The 13,536-nt window shown below is 65.0% G+C and carries 11 protein-coding genes; 7 read left to right on the top strand and 4 right to left on the bottom strand.

From position 1 onward, the window contains the following. The first annotated feature begins 308 nt into the window (after nucleotides 1–308). From ACMGRF_RS07440 to ACMGRF_RS07430, 3 genes are read left to right on the top strand one after another with little or no spacing between them, the layout of a single operon-like run. Nucleotides 309–947: a hypothetical protein gene (locus ACMGRF_RS07440; protein WP_180881100.1), complete on the top strand. Its 639-nt coding sequence runs from the start codon at nucleotides 309–311 to the stop codon at nucleotides 945–947. Next, complete coding sequence (locus ACMGRF_RS07435) at nucleotides 944–1,252, top strand: hypothetical protein (protein ID WP_241895079.1); 309 nt, start codon at nucleotides 944–946, stop codon at nucleotides 1,250–1,252. The genes ACMGRF_RS07440 and ACMGRF_RS07435 overlap by 4 nt, the downstream gene beginning before the upstream one ends. Next, nucleotides 1,215–2,417: a lipase family protein gene (locus ACMGRF_RS07430; RefSeq protein ID WP_245150981.1), complete on the top strand. Its 1,203-nt coding sequence runs from the start codon at nucleotides 1,215–1,217 to the stop codon at nucleotides 2,415–2,417. Before ACMGRF_RS07435 ends, ACMGRF_RS07430 begins: the two co-directional genes overlap by 38 nt. 144 nt (nucleotides 2,418–2,561) lie before the next feature. On the opposite strand, the gene acnB is transcribed toward ACMGRF_RS07430, so the two are convergent. The 3 genes from acnB to ACMGRF_RS07415 are packed head-to-tail and all read right to left on the bottom strand — an operon-like array spanning nucleotide 2,562 to nucleotide 5,827. Beyond that, on the bottom strand, nucleotides 2,562–5,153 hold the full coding sequence (gene acnB / locus ACMGRF_RS07425; RefSeq protein WP_049414346.1) for a bifunctional aconitate hydratase 2/2-methylisocitrate dehydratase: 2,592 nt from the start codon (nucleotides 5,151–5,153) through the stop codon (nucleotides 2,562–2,564). Between the two features lie 44 nt (nucleotides 5,154–5,197). Continuing rightward, on the bottom strand, nucleotides 5,198–5,596 hold the full coding sequence (locus ACMGRF_RS07420) for a type II toxin-antitoxin system VapC family toxin (RefSeq protein ID WP_005416402.1): 399 nt from the start codon (nucleotides 5,594–5,596) through the stop codon (nucleotides 5,198–5,200). A gap of 6 nt (nucleotides 5,597–5,602) precedes the next feature. Next, nucleotides 5,603–5,827 (bottom strand): AbrB/MazE/SpoVT family DNA-binding domain-containing protein, encoded by a 225-nt coding sequence (locus tag ACMGRF_RS07415; protein WP_005409505.1) that lies wholly within the window; start codon nucleotides 5,825–5,827, stop codon nucleotides 5,603–5,605. Nucleotides 5,828–6,010: 183 nt separating this feature from the next. Between ACMGRF_RS07415 and ACMGRF_RS07410 the strand changes: the two genes are divergently transcribed. Together ACMGRF_RS07410 and acnA are read left to right on the top strand one after the other, a co-directional pair. Beyond that, the gene (locus ACMGRF_RS07410; RefSeq protein WP_049414348.1) at nucleotides 6,011–6,370 is read left to right on the top strand and encodes an outer membrane protein assembly factor BamE; all 360 of its coding nucleotides are present in this window, start codon (nucleotides 6,011–6,013) and stop codon (nucleotides 6,368–6,370) included. 375 nt (nucleotides 6,371–6,745) lie between these two features. Next, the gene (gene acnA / locus ACMGRF_RS07405) at nucleotides 6,746–9,499 is read left to right on the top strand and encodes an aconitate hydratase AcnA (protein WP_049414350.1); all 2,754 of its coding nucleotides are present in this window, start codon (nucleotides 6,746–6,748) and stop codon (nucleotides 9,497–9,499) included. A 128-nt stretch (nucleotides 9,500–9,627) separates the two neighbouring features. On the opposite strand, the gene ACMGRF_RS07400 is transcribed toward acnA, so the two are convergent. Then, nucleotides 9,628–11,178 (bottom strand): BCCT family transporter, encoded by a 1,551-nt coding sequence (locus ACMGRF_RS07400; protein ID WP_414485775.1) that lies wholly within the window; start codon nucleotides 11,176–11,178, stop codon nucleotides 9,628–9,630. Nucleotides 11,179–11,348: 170 nt separating this feature from the next. On the opposite strand from ACMGRF_RS07400, the gene betI reads away from it, so the two are divergent. Further along, nucleotides 11,349–11,939, top strand: coding sequence for a transcriptional regulator BetI (gene betI, locus ACMGRF_RS07395; RefSeq protein ID WP_049413944.1), 591 nt, complete (start codon nucleotides 11,349–11,351; stop codon nucleotides 11,937–11,939). A gap of 38 nt (nucleotides 11,940–11,977) precedes the next feature. Further along, on the top strand, nucleotides 11,978–13,450 hold the full coding sequence (gene betB / locus ACMGRF_RS07390) for a betaine-aldehyde dehydrogenase (protein ID WP_414485774.1): 1,473 nt from the start codon (nucleotides 11,978–11,980) through the stop codon (nucleotides 13,448–13,450). Nucleotides 13,451–13,536: the final 86 nt, after the last annotated feature.

The following is a 13,536-nucleotide window of genomic DNA, read 5'->3' as shown; positions in this document are numbered from 1 at the left end:
GCTGAGGCGGGTCGTATAGTCGGGGCAACGCAGAGCAATGGAACGCTGATGAACGATACGCCGCAAAGTCTCGTGCCACCGGTACGCAGGGATGGAGTTCCCGGGTGCGGCCGGCATGAATTGCGCAATCTGTCGCATCTGCCCCAAGATGCCCTTCATGGGACCGTCCTCTGCAGTGTAATCCCCTATTCCTCTGTTCAATGAACAGGGCAATCCAGTCCACATTCTCACCCGTAGAGAACCCTGCTCAGTAGTACCGCTGTACAGACGCACGCGCGTAGTACATCCGTCAGCGACATGGATTACTCATGCTGAAATCCCCCCCGACCCTCGCTCATGTTGCGTTGATCGCTTTGGTCACACTGGCCGCTGCGGGCTGCAGCGAGGAACGCTCCTACCCGGTCTATCGCGAGAATCCTGCACCCAAAGATGCGGTACCGATCGTGATCCGGGTCAGTGATGCACCCGTGGAAGTTCCAACGCCCCAGGTCTTCGTCACCTACGAGGTAGAGCCACTCTGTCTCCCTCCGATCAACAATTACGAGGGGGTGCAGTACGAGCCGAACCAGCACAAGGTTGAGCTTCAGGCACAGCGCCTCAGTGCAACTGAATTCAGCAGTGTTGTTTTCAACGACGGTATGGAAGTTGCCGACTATTACGGTCGTGGCCCGTGCACTTGGACACCCGTGCTCGTGGAAGCTTCATTCGCCTTCGTCATCGATGATCGCCCTATCCAGGCAACCGCATGGACTTCATTCACAAAGCTTGAAACCGAGAAACTCGCTACTACCTACGTACATCGCGCCTTACGCCCCATGACTTCAGGGGGATCGCCAGAGTGGACGCCTACCGAGCCTTCGGCTTGGTACGAGAAGATGTCTCAAGATAAGCGAAAGGATTACTTCCCAATCGAAATCTCCACACGGACTGAAGGAACAGCCCAATGAATCCTGGAGCAAATGCAGCCCTCTCAGATCATGTCTACAAGGATCCGCTCCCTGAGCCCAAGGCCATTGTTACCATTGCCGGGACGGAATATCGTGTATTGGCCAGCCTAAACTCCGCCACCGGCTACCAAGGCGTCATTTACCATAATCTCGAATCCAAAGAAGTAATCGTCACCCATCGCGGTACCGAGTTTGATCGCCAGCCTCTGATTGACGGCGGCATCGATGCGGCGATGGTCACCGCCAGAATCAACGCGCAGATTGATGATGCCCGCGCTGACCAAGCAGGCAATCGAGCTGGCTGACGCAAATGGATATGGCCAGGTATCCGTTACTGGCCACTCGCTGGGCGGCGCGCTCGCGCAGATCACGGCGCATCACTACAACCTCCCCGGCGACGCATTCAATCCTTACGGTGCTGCCGGGCTGGCGTATCGCCTTCCTGAGGGCCAGCCGGCCAACGCGGCGCCTTTCACCAACCATGTGATGGCAGGCGACCTGGTCAGCGCGGGCGGTCCTCATTACGGCAAGGTAGAGATGTATGCGCTGCCCAGGGAACTGGAGGTTCTGCGCAACGCCGAGCACGGCCAGCGCATCGCCTCGCTTGGAGCACCCGGGATGAAGAGCGGCCATGTCATGTCCGCCGCCGTGGCGGTCCAGTTGGGCGACTCCCATCGATTGGTTCATTTCCTTGATCGCGTGACCGACAAGGGCCCGGTGCCGTCTGTACTGGACAATCCCCAGGCCCGGATCACGGATCCTGAAGACCTGCGCCGGATTGCCGACTACCGCAGTGATGTTCATCAGCTGCGCGCAGGCGCGACCGTGCTGGTCGGCGGCGGACCTGGCCTGCTGCGCGACGGGGTCAATTACCTGCGCGGTATTGAGGAAGCCGGTGCATATGCCCGCCGCGAGGCTGAAGCGGAGCAGCGGGCCCGGAATGCGCTCAGGCCGGGGGAGCAGCTGATCCAGGAGGCAACCGACAAGGGCTCGCCCTCTCTCGGCAATCCCAGCTTCTCTCCCAGGAGTCCATTGCAGGAGAGCATTGAGTCAACCTTGGACAAGGCAGGCTTGGATCCCAGGAAGGAAGGCCATCCAGACCATGCGCTCTACCAGCAGATCCGCGATGGTGTATCCGCCGTGGATGCCAGGCACGGGCGCAGCTTCGATGAAACCAGTGAGCGCATGACGGCCAGCCTGCTTGCGACGGCCAAGAACAGCGGGCTCGAACGCGTTGATCATGTGGTCCTGGGCAGTCCACCCAGCGATGGCTCGGGCCCTCTCATGTTCATTGTGCAGGGAGCACCGGACAATCCAGCACACCTGCGGGCGTCGGTTCCGATCAGCGAGGCAATCAATACGCCGGTGGAGCAGTCGCTCGCCAAGGCCGAACAGATTGCGCAGGCACAGCAGGTCGGTCAGCAAGACCACGCCCAGGAGCAGACCCGAACCGCGATGCGCATGGGCTAGGCCACCTGGCCGGGCACAATAAAAACCCGGTTTTCACCGGAGGTTCTTCGTTTTCATCGGGGTGCCGGCCAGCGGCCGGCACTACCATGCGTCGTCCGCTCACAAAAAACCCCCGGCGCGAGCCGGGGGTTTTCCGTTACCGCATCAGGCAGCGACCGTGCTGGCCACGTCCTGGTATTCCTCGATCTGGTCAAAGTTCATGTAGCGGTAGATCTCCGCACCATTGGCGTTGATCACGCCGATGTCCGCCATGTACTCCTCCTTGGTCGGGATGCGGCCCAGGCGCGAGCAGATCGCCGCCAGTTCCGCCGAACCCAGGTACACGTTGGTGTTGCGGCCCAGGCGGTTCGGGAAGTTGCGGGTCGAGGTCGACATCGCCGTGGAACCCTCGCGGATCTGCGCCTGGTTGCCCATGCACAGCGAGCAGCCCGGCATTTCCATGCGTGCGCCGGTAGCGCCGAAGGTGCCGTACACGCCCTCCTTGGTCAGCTCCGAGGCGTCCATCTTGGTCGGCGGGGCCACCCACAGGCGGGTCGGCAGGTCACGCTTGCCTTCCAGCAGCTTGGCAGCGGCGCGGAAGTGACCGATGTTGGTCATGCACGAACCGATGAACACTTCGTCGATCTTGGCACCGGCCACTTCGGACAGGGTCTTCACGTCGTCCGGGTCGTTCGGGCAGGCCACGATCGGCTCGTGGATGTCGGCCAGGTCGATCTCGATGACGGCGGCGTACTCGGCGTCCGCATCCGGCTCCAGCAGCTGCGGGTTGGCCAGCCACGCTTCCATCTTCTCGATGCGACGCTGCAGCGAGCGCGGATCCTGGTAACCCTCGGCAATCATCCACTTCAGCAGGGTGATGTTGCTGGTCAGGTACTCGATGATCGGTTCCTTGTTCAGGCGCACCGAGCAACCGGCCGCCGAACGCTCGGCCGAGGCGTCGGACAGTTCGAACGCCTGTTCGACCTTCAGCTCCGGCAGGCCTTCGATTTCCAGGATGCGGCCGGAGAAGATGTTCTTCTTGCCCGCCTTGGCCACGGTCAGCAGGCCCGACTTGATGGCGTACAGCGGGATCGCGTTGACCAGGTCACGCAGGGTCACGCCCGGCTGCATCTTGCCCTTGAAGCGCACCAGCACCGACTCCGGCATGTCCAGCGGCATCACGCCGGTGGCCGCGGCGAAGGCGACCAGGCCCGAGCCGGCCGGGAACGAAATACCCACCGGGAAACGGGTGTGCGAGTCACCGCCGGTGCCGACGGTGTCCGGCAGCAGCATGCGGTTGAGCCAGCTGTGGATCACGCCGTCGCCCGGACGCAGCGAAACACCGCCACGGGTGGAGATGAACTCCGGCAGAGTGTGGTGGGTCTTCACGTCCACCGGCTTCGGGTACGCGGCGGTGTGGCAGAACGACTGCATCACCAGGTCGGCCGAGAAGCCCAGGCACGCCAGGTCCTTCAGCTCATCGCGGGTCATCGGGCCGGTGGTGTCCTGCGAGCCGACCGAGGTCATCTTCGGTTCGCAGTAGGTGCCCGGGCGCATGCCCTGGCCTTCCGGCAGGCCACAGGCACGGCCGACCATCTTCTGCGCCAGCGAGAAGCCCTTGCCGGTATCGGCCGGCTGCACCGGCAGGCGGAACAGGTCGGTCGGGGCCAGGCCCAGCGCTTCGCGCGCCTTGCCGGTCAGGCCACGGCCGATGATCAGCGGAATGCGGCCGCCGGCACGCACTTCATCGAACAGCACGTCGGACTTGACCTGGAACTCGGCGATCACTTCGCCGTTCTTCAGCGCCTTGCCTTCGTACGGGCGCAGCTCGATGACGTCGCCGTGCTCCATCTTCGACACGTCCAGCTCGATCGGCAGCGCACCAGCATCTTCCATGGTGTTGTAGAAGATCGGCGCGATCTTGCCGCCCAGGCACACGCCACCGGCGCGCTTGTTCGGGATGTACGGAATGTCATCGCCGGTCCACCACAGCACGCTGTTGGTGGCCGACTTGCGCGAGGAGCCGGTGCCGACCACGTCGCCGACGTAGGCCACCAGGTGACCCTTTTCCTTCAGCGACAGGATCTGCTGGATCGGGCCGCGCTTGCCGTCTTCTTCCGGGGTGAACGGCGCATCGTCGCGCTTGTTCTTCAGCATCGCCAGAGCGTGCATCGGAATGTCCGGGCGGGTGGTCGCGTCCGGTGCCGGCGACAGGTCATCGGTGTTGGTTTCGCCCGGCACCTTGAACACGGTGACGGTCAGGCTCTGCGGCACTTCCGGGTTGCTGGTGAACCACTCGGCATCGGCCCAGCTCTGCAGCACGGCCTGGGCGTTGGCGTTGCCGGCCTTGGCCTTTTCCTGCACGTCATGGAACGCATCGAACACCAGCAGGGTCTTCTTGAGGCCATTGGCGGCAATGGTGCCGACGCTGGTGTCGTCCAGCAGCTGCACCAGCGGCGCAACGTTGTAACCGCCGAGCATGGTGCCCAGCAGTTCGGTGGCGCGCTCGCGGCTGATCAGCGGGTTCTGCTCGCTGCCCAAGGCGATCGCCGCCAGGTACGACGCCTTGACCTTGGCCGCGTCATCGACGCCGGCCGGCACGCGGTGGGTCAGCAGGTCGAGCAGGAACTCGGCCTCGCCCTGCGGCGGGTTCTTCAGCAGTTCGATGACATCGGCCGTCTGCTGCGCGCTCAGCGGCAGCGGCGGGATGCCAAGCGCAGCGCGCTCGGCGACGTGGTGGCGGTAGGCTTCCAACATGACAACTCCCGGGTAATGCGTAGGTTGAAAAATCAAAAGTGGGCTCAGGCGTGCGGCACGATCAGCTTCAGGCCCTTGAAGTAGTCGCGGTAAAACGTATCGTTCCAGGTGATCAGGCCATCGCACTGCAGCAGTGCGTGGGCGCCGACCATGAATTCGTCCAGGCTGCGGCGGCTGCCGCCACGCTGGCGATGACGACGGTGCATCTCGCCGGCGCGCAGCGCCGACTTGGCCTCCATCGGGTTGAAGTGCACGCCCATCTCTTCCAGTGCTTCGAGCACTTCGGCACCGCCGCGCAGCGATGCGCACACTTCGGCGAGGGTTGCGCCACAGACCACCACGCGGCCACCGACCAGGCTCTGCCGGAGGATGGCTTCCACGGCATCGGCCTGCGGACCATTGCTGAGCAGCTCGACCAGCACCGGTGAATCGACGGCGATCATCACGGCTTACTCCTCGTCACGCACCGCGCGCACCGCCGCGTCGGATGACTCGAAGCCGTCCAGCGCGAACTTGCCGCGCGCCCGCGAAATGGCATCGTCAACACTCTTGCGCAGGATGATGCGGCTGCCGTCCAGCTCGACCTTCAGCAGCGTGCCCTTGGTCAGGCCGAGAGCATCACGCACCGCCTTGGGCAGGGTGATCTGTCCGCGTTCTGCAACAGTGGCTTCCATGGGTAGGCCTCAAAAAGTATGCATGAATTATACATACCTGACGTGACCACCTCAAATCGGGCGAACTGTGACCTTGAACCGGAATCAGTCGCATTCGACCGCTAGACTGGCCGAGCAGCCCTCGCTGTACCGGGCCGGGACGCTCCGGCACCGCACGACCCCTCCGTCATAAAAGGACGTTCAATGCGCGCATTCATCCTGACCCTGGCCCTGGCCACCCCCCTGACCCTCGCCGCAGGCCCGGCCCACGCCAATCCGTTCGCGGCCCACACCACCGGCACCGAGATCACCCAGAAGCAACTGGACGAGCTGGAGGTCGGCAAGGCGACTCAGGACCAGGTCCGCGAGAAGTTTGGAGCGCCGACGCGTCGTGAGCAGCTGGGCGACACCCAGGTCTGGTACTACGACTACGCCAAGATCAAGCACTTCGGAAAGAACGTGCAGGAATCGACCGTCTTTGAGTTCGGCAAGGACAACGTACTCAAGGTGAAGTCCAAGGGCGCGGCTCCAGCCAAGACCGGCAATCCGTTCCTGGGTGGCTGATCACCACTGACTGGCGCGCTGCCCGTCGGCGGCGCGCCCCCCCCGTGCCCGGTCAAGAACGACTCGACCGCCACGATGGCGATCGCTCAGCACGGCTCCGCTCCCAGCGCCTGCAGCACCACGTGCTGCCATCCACCTATCCCGGCGCCACCCGGCACTGCCTCAAGCCTGTCAGCCCGCACTGAATCCGGCGGCGCCATGACACGAAAACTACATACGAATATATAACCTTGCGTTCTGAGCCCGCACTTCTGCGGCCCCGACGGCATCGGCGATACTGGCCTTCTGCCCGGCGGCACGGACTGCCGGCCAACGCAAGCAGGCCCGCCCATGCGCGGGCCACTGCAAGCCATCCGCAAGAAGGAGTCATCCCGCATGAGCGATTCGTTCTCCACCCGCAGCCAGCTGAACGTCGGCGGCAAGACCTACGACTACTTCAGCCTGCCCACGCTGGGCCAGCGCTTCGATATCTCCCACCTGCCCTACTCGATGAAGATCCTCCTGGAGAACCTGCTCCGGCACGAGGACGGCGGCATCACCGTCGGCAAGGACCACATCGAGGCCGTGGCCCGCTGGAACCCGGCGGCCGAGCCGGACACCGAAATCGCGTTCATGCCCGCGCGCGTGGTGCTGCAGGACTTCACCGGCGTGCCCTGCGTGGTCGACCTGGCCGCGATGCGCGACGCCGTCGTCAAGCTCGGCGGCAAGCCGGAGCAGATCAATCCGCAGATTCCCTCCGAACTGGTCATCGACCACTCGGTGCAGGTCGATGTGTTCGGCAAGCCCGACGCGCTGGACCTCAACGGCAAGATCGAATTCCAGCGCAACCAGGAACGCTATGGATTCCTGCGCTGGGGCCAGAAGGCCTTCGACAACTTCAAGGTGGTGCCGCCCAACACCGGCATCGTCCACCAGGTGAACCTGGAAAACCTCGCCCGCGTGGTGATGACCGCGGACAAGGACGGCAAGGCGGTGGCCTATCCGGATACGGTGTTTGGCACCGACAGCCACACCACCATGATCAATGGCATCGGCGTGCTGGGCTGGGGCGTGGGCGGCATCGAAGCGGAGGCCGCCATGCTCGGCCAGCCGTCGTCGATGCTGATCCCGCAGGTGGTCGGCTTCAAGCTGACCGGCAAGCTGCCCGAGGGGGCCACCGCCACCGACCTGGTGCTGACCGTCACCCAGATGCTGCGCAAGCTGGGCGTGGTAGGCAAGTTCGTCGAGTTCTACGGTGACGGCCTGCAGCACCTGCCACTGGCCGACCGCGCCACCATCGGCAACATGGCCCCGGAATACGGCGCCACCTGCGGCATCTTCCCGATCGACGCCGAATCGCTGAACTACCTGCGCCTGTCGGGCCGCAGCGAAGAGCAGATCGATCTGGTCGAGGCCTATGCGAAGGCGCAGGGCCTGTGGCACGAGCCGGGCAGCCCGCACGCCCAGTACAGCACCACGCTGGAACTGGACATGGGCACGGTGAAGCCGTCGCTGGCCGGCCCTAAGCGTCCGCAGGACCGCGTGCTGCTGGAAGACGTGCAGAAGAACTACCGCGAAGCGCTGGTCGGCATGACCGCCAACCGTGACAAGCGCAGCGAGGACGTTGCCACCTTCGTCAACGAAGGCGGCGGCGCCGCAGTCGGCAACGAGCAGCTGGCCAAGGGCTTCGCCGACATCGAGATCGAAGGCCGCAAGGTGCGGCTGAAGGATGGCGCAGTGGTCATCGCCGCCATCACCTCGTGCACCAACACCTCCAACCCGGCGGTGATGATCGGTGCCGGCCTGCTGGCCCGCAACGCGGCCGCCAAGGGCCTGAACCGCCAGCCGTGGGTCAAGACCTCGCTCGGCCCAGGCTCGCGTGTGGTCACCGACTACCTGGAAAAGGCCGGCGTGCTGAAGGAGCTGGAGAAGATCGGCTTCTACGTGGTCGGCTACGGCTGCACCACCTGCATCGGCAACTCCGGCCCGCTGCCGACCGAAGTCAGCGCCGGCATCGCCACCGGCGACCTGGTGGTGACCTCGGTGCTGTCGGGCAACCGCAACTTCGAGGGCCGCGTGCACCCCGAAGTAAAGATGAACTACCTGGCCAGCCCGCCGCTGGTGGTGGCCTACGCCATCGCCGGCACCACCGACATCGACCTGACCACCCAGCCGCTCGGCACCGGCAGCGACGGCCAGCCGGTGTTCCTGCGTGACATCTGGCCGAGCAACAAGGAAATCGGCGACGTCATCGCCGCCACCATCGGCCCGGAGATGTTCAAGCAGAACTACGCCGATGTGTTCAAGGGCGATACCCGCTGGAACACCATCGCCTCGCCGGACGGCAACCTGTACGAGTGGAGCGACGCCTCCACCTACATCAAGAACCCGCCCTACTTCGATGGCATGACCATGCAGACCGGCAGCATCGACGACGTGCACGGCGCACGCGTGATGGGCCTGTTCGGCGACTCGATCACCACCGACCACATCTCCCCGGCCGGCAACATCAAGAAGGACTCGCCGGCGGGCCGCTTCCTGCAGGAACGCGGCGTGCAGCCGGCCGACTTCAACAGCTACGGCAGCCGCCGCGGCAACGACGACGTCATGGTCCGCGGCACCTTCGCCAACATCCGCATCAAGAACCTGATGTTCGGTGGCGAGGAAGGCGGCAACACCCTGTACTACCCCGCCGGTGGTGGCCAGCCGGAGAAGCTGGCGATCTACGATGCGGCCATGAAGTACAAGGCCGACAAGGTGCCGCTGGTGGTGCTGGCCGGCAAGGAATACGGCACCGGTTCGTCGCGCGACTGGGCGGCCAAGGGCACCCTGCTGCTGGGGGTGAAGGCGGTCATCGCCGAAAGCTTCGAACGCATCCACCGCTCCAACCTGGTCGGCATGGGCGTGCTGCCGCTGCAGTTCCGCAACGGCGAGAATGCGCAGAGCCTGGGCCTGGACGGCTCGGAAGTGATCGACATCACCGGCCTGCAGGACGGTGCAAGCAAGCGCGCCACGGTCACCGCGACCAAGGCCGACGGCACCAGGAATACCTTCGAGGTGTCGGTGATGCTGCTGACCCCGAAGGAAGTCGAGTACTTCCGTCATGGCGGCCTGCTGCAGTACGTGCTGCGCCAGCTGGCCAGCAAGTAACGAAAAAGGGCCGGATCCTTGCGGGTCCGGCCCTTTGCGTTTGCGATGCCCCCTTGTAGAGCCGAGCCTGCGCTCGGCTGCTTCTGCGCCAACAGCAGCCGAGCATGGGCTCGGCTCTACAGAAGCACTCAGCGGCGTGGCGCATCCGGGTCGGTGCGCAGCGCCTTCAACAGGCCCCACATGTAGAACGCCAGGGTGAACGAGAACGGCAGGCCGCACAGCACGACCGCCGTCTGCATCGCGCTGAAGTTGCCGGCCAGCAGCAGGCCGACGCTGGCCACGGTGATGCCGGCGGCCCAGAACACGCGCAGCCAGATCGGCGCGTCATGGCCATCTTCGACGCCATCGTCAACACGACGGGTGCACAGGTTGGCGATCATCAGCGTGCCCGAGTCGACCGGGGTCAGGAACAGCACGAAGCCGATCACCACCGCGGCACCGGCCACGTATGGCGCGCCGGGCAGGTATTCCAGCAGCTTGAACAGCGTCATCGCTGCATCGTGCTGGGCCACCTCACCCAGGATCGCCTGGCCATGGTTGAGCACCAGGTCGATGGCGGTGTTGCCGAAGATCGACAGCCAGGCCAGGGTGAAGCCGAGCGGGATCAGCAGCACGCCCATGATCACTTCGCGGATGGTGCGGCCGCGCGAGATGCGCGCCACGAAAAGGCCGACGAACGGCGCCCAGGCGATCCACCACGCCCAGTAGAACAGCGTCCACGACCCCATCCATTCACGGCCCTTGGGATCGTTGAGGTACATGTCGAAGCTCTTGCGCACGAACGCGCCGAGGTAGTCACCGGTGTTCTGGATCAGGCCGTCGAACAGGTGCAGGGTCGGGCCGGTGACCAGCACGAACAGCAGCAGGCCGCACAGCAGGCGCACGTTGAGGCTGGACAGCCAGGCAATGCCCTTTTCCACGCCAGCGACCACGCCGATGGTGGCCACCACCATCATCACCAGCACGATGGCCACCAGCACCTGCGGCGTATCCGGGATGTGGAACAGGTAGACCAGGCCGGACTGCACCACCAGCGCGCCGATGCCGAGGTTGGTCACCATCGAGATCAGCGTGGCCAGGATGCCGAAGCCATCGACCATGTCGCCGATGCGGCCATGGATGCGCTCACCGAAGATCGGGTACAGCGCCGAGCGCAGCGCCAGCGGCAGGTCCCGGCGGTAGGCGAAGTAGCCCAGTGCCACACCGACCAGCGCGTACAGCGCCCAGCCGTGCAGGCCCCAGTGCAGGAAGGTCAGCACCATCGCTTCGCGGCCGGCGGCCACGGTGCCGCCGGGTTGCCCGGGCGGATGCAGGAAATGGTCCAGCGGCTCGTAGGCGCCGTAGTACAGCAGCGCGATGCCGATGCCGGCCGAGAACAGCATCGAGACCCAGGCAACGTAGCCAAACGCCGGTGACTCCTCGTTGTGGCCCAGGCGGATGCGGCCATACGGCGAGAACGCCAGCCACAGCACGAAGCCCAGGCACAGCACGATCAGCAGCATGTACCACCAGCCGAACGCGGCCGACACTTCGGCCTGCGCCCATTGCAGCCAGTGCTCGCTGGCTTCGGGATAGAGAACGGTGAGCAGCCCGAGGATGCCGATCGACACCGAGGAGCTGAGGAAGACAAAACGGTTCAAGCGCAGGGGCGAACGCTTGGGATGAGCCAGGGAAGACATGGGGTCGTCTCATCAAGTCCGAGGGAGCACATGGGCGGGGCCGGACCGGTAAACCGGGCCCATGGCGTGGGGCGCGAGCGCATCCTAGGGTTTATTGATTGAACGTTCAATCAATAAAAAGCATAATGGCGGGCAGCCCGATCCTTCGGGTCGCAAACCGTGGAGAGACAATGCCGAAGAAAGGCGTGGAACCGGTACGGCGCGAACAGCTGATCCGGGCCACTTTCCAGACCATCGACGAGATCGGCATGGCCGATGCGACCGTTGCCACCATCGCGAAGAAGGCAGGGTTGTCCAGCGGCATCGTCGCCCACTACTTCGGCGACAAGGACGGCCTGCTCAATGCGGCAATGCGGCAGATCCTGCGCGAACTGAAGGACGCCGTCGCCCGCTACCGCGCCGAGGCCAGCGATGACCCGCGCGAGCAGCTGCGTGCCATCGTCGATGGCAACTTCGACGACAGCCAGATCAACGGTACCGCGATGCGCGTCTGGCTCACCTTCTGGGCCGCCAGCATGCATCAGCCGGAACTGGCCCGGTTGCAGCGCGCCAACGACCAGCGCCTGTTCTCCAACCTGTGCCACCAGTTCAACCGCCTGCTGCCCCATCCGCAGGCCCGCCTGGCCGCCCGTGGCCTGGCCGCGATGATCGACGGCCTGTGGCTGCGCGGCAGCCTGGTCGGCGGCCAGTTCAACGCCGAGAAGTCCCGGCGCATCGCTTACGGCTACATCGACTTCCAGTTGCAGGCTGCCGCGCTATAAGCGCTTCAGCACCCGCCCCCTTCCAAGGAGTACGCCCCATGACCACCCTGCCCGTCCAACAGCTCTACATCCACGGCCAGCGCGTCGATGCCACCAGCGGCAAGACCTTCAAGACCGTCAACCCGGCCACCGGTGAGGTGATTGCCGAAGTGCAGGTTGCCAGCCAGGCCGACGTCGAGCGCGCCGTGCAGAGCGCGGCCGAGGGCCAGAAGGTCTGGGCCGCGATGACCGCGATGGAGCGCTCGCGCATCCTGCGCCGCGCCGTCGAGATCCTGCGCGAGCGCAACGACGAACTGGCCCACCTGGAAACCCTGGACACCGGCAAGGCACTGGCCGAGACCACCACCGTGGACATCGTCACCGGCGCCGACGTGGTCGAGTACTACGCGGGACTGGCCACCGCCATCGAAGGCATCCAGCTGCCGCTGCGCGAATCGAGCTTCTTCTACACCCGCCGCGAACCGCTGGGCGTGGTGGCCGGCATCGGCGCCTGGAACTATCCGATCCAGATCGCCATGTGGAAGTCGGCGCCGGCGCTGGCTGCCGGCAACGCGATGGTGTTCAAGCCCTCCGAAGTCACCCCGCTGACCGCGATCAAGCTGGCCGAGATCTATACCGAAGCCGGCGTGCCGGCCGGCGTGTTCAACGTCGTGCAGGGCCCGGGCCGCGAGATCGGCCAGTGGCTGACCGAGCACCCGGTGATCGAGAAGATCTCCTTCACCGGCGGCGTCGCCACCGGCAAGAAGGTCATGGCCAGCGCCGCGTCCTCGTCGCTGAAGGAAGTGACCATGGAGCTGGGCGGCAAGTCGCCGCTGGTGATCTGCGATGACGCCGATCTGGACCGCGCCGCGGACATCGCGGTGATGGCCAACTTCTTCAGCTCCGGCCAGGTCTGCACCAACGGCACCCGCGTGTTCGTGCCGCGCAGCATGCTGGCCGCATTCGAGGCGGCCGTGGTCGAGCGCGTCAAGCGCATCCGCATCGGCGACCCGATGGCCGCCGAGATCAACTTCGGCCCGCTGACCAGCTTCCCGCACATGGAAAACGTGCTGCGCTACATCGAGAGCGGCAAGGCCGAAGGCGCCCGCCTGCTGACCGGCGGCGGCCGTGCCACCGAAGGCGCGCTGGCCAACGGTGCCTACGTGCTGCCGACCGTGTTCTCCGACTGCCGCGACGACATGACGATTGTCCGGGAAGAGATCTTCGGGCCGGTGATGAGCATCCTCGCCTACGACGACGAAGACGAAGTGGTGCGTCGTGCCAACGACACCACCTTCGGCCTCGCCGCCGGCGTGGTCAGCAAGGACATCAGCCGCGCCCACCGCATCATCCATCGCCTGGAAGCCGGCATCTGCTGGATCAACACCTGGGGTGAATCGCCGGCCGAAATGCCGGTCGGTGGCTACAAGGAATCCGGCGTCGGCCGTGAGAACGGCATCTCCACCCTCGGCCACTACACCCGCATCAAGTCGGTGCAGGTCGAGCTGGGCGACTACGCCAGCGTGTTCTGACCGGCGCGCCGCCAGCGCGCTCCCTCGTCCGGCCACCGCGCCGATCCGACATTCCGCCGCGACGCCTGCATGCAGCGCGCCGCGGC

Source organism: Stenotrophomonas sp. EMP41, from assembly GCF_047495535.1.
Lineage (GTDB): Bacteria > Pseudomonadota > Gammaproteobacteria > Xanthomonadales > Xanthomonadaceae > Stenotrophomonas > Stenotrophomonas sepilia.
This window is presented reverse-complemented; position numbering and strand designations above follow the sequence as displayed.

Coding starts and splice junctions, on each gene's coding strand:
- betI (WP_049413944.1), top strand. CDS start 11,349: ATGCCGAAGAAAGGCGTGGAACCGGTACGGCGCGAACAGCTGATCCGG.
- acnB (WP_049414346.1), bottom strand. CDS start 5,153: ATGTTGGAAGCCTACCGCCACCACGTCGCCGAGCGCGCTGCGCTTGGC.
- ACMGRF_RS07440 (WP_180881100.1), top strand. CDS start 309: ATGCTGAAATCCCCCCCGACCCTCGCTCATGTTGCGTTGATCGCTTTG.
- ACMGRF_RS07410 (WP_049414348.1), top strand. CDS start 6,011: ATGCGCGCATTCATCCTGACCCTGGCCCTGGCCACCCCCCTGACCCTC.
- ACMGRF_RS07420 (WP_005416402.1), bottom strand. CDS start 5,596: ATGATCGCCGTCGATTCACCGGTGCTGGTCGAGCTGCTCAGCAATGGT.
- acnA (WP_049414350.1), top strand. CDS start 6,746: ATGAGCGATTCGTTCTCCACCCGCAGCCAGCTGAACGTCGGCGGCAAG.
- ACMGRF_RS07435 (WP_241895079.1), top strand. CDS start 944: ATGAATCCTGGAGCAAATGCAGCCCTCTCAGATCATGTCTACAAGGAT.
- betB (WP_414485774.1), top strand. CDS start 11,978: ATGACCACCCTGCCCGTCCAACAGCTCTACATCCACGGCCAGCGCGTC.
- ACMGRF_RS07400 (WP_414485775.1), bottom strand. CDS start 11,178: ATGTCTTCCCTGGCTCATCCCAAGCGTTCGCCCCTGCGCTTGAACCGT.
- ACMGRF_RS07415 (WP_005409505.1), bottom strand. CDS start 5,827: ATGGAAGCCACTGTTGCAGAACGCGGACAGATCACCCTGCCCAAGGCG.
- ACMGRF_RS07430 (WP_245150981.1), top strand. CDS start 1,215: ATGCCCGCGCTGACCAAGCAGGCAATCGAGCTGGCTGACGCAAATGGA.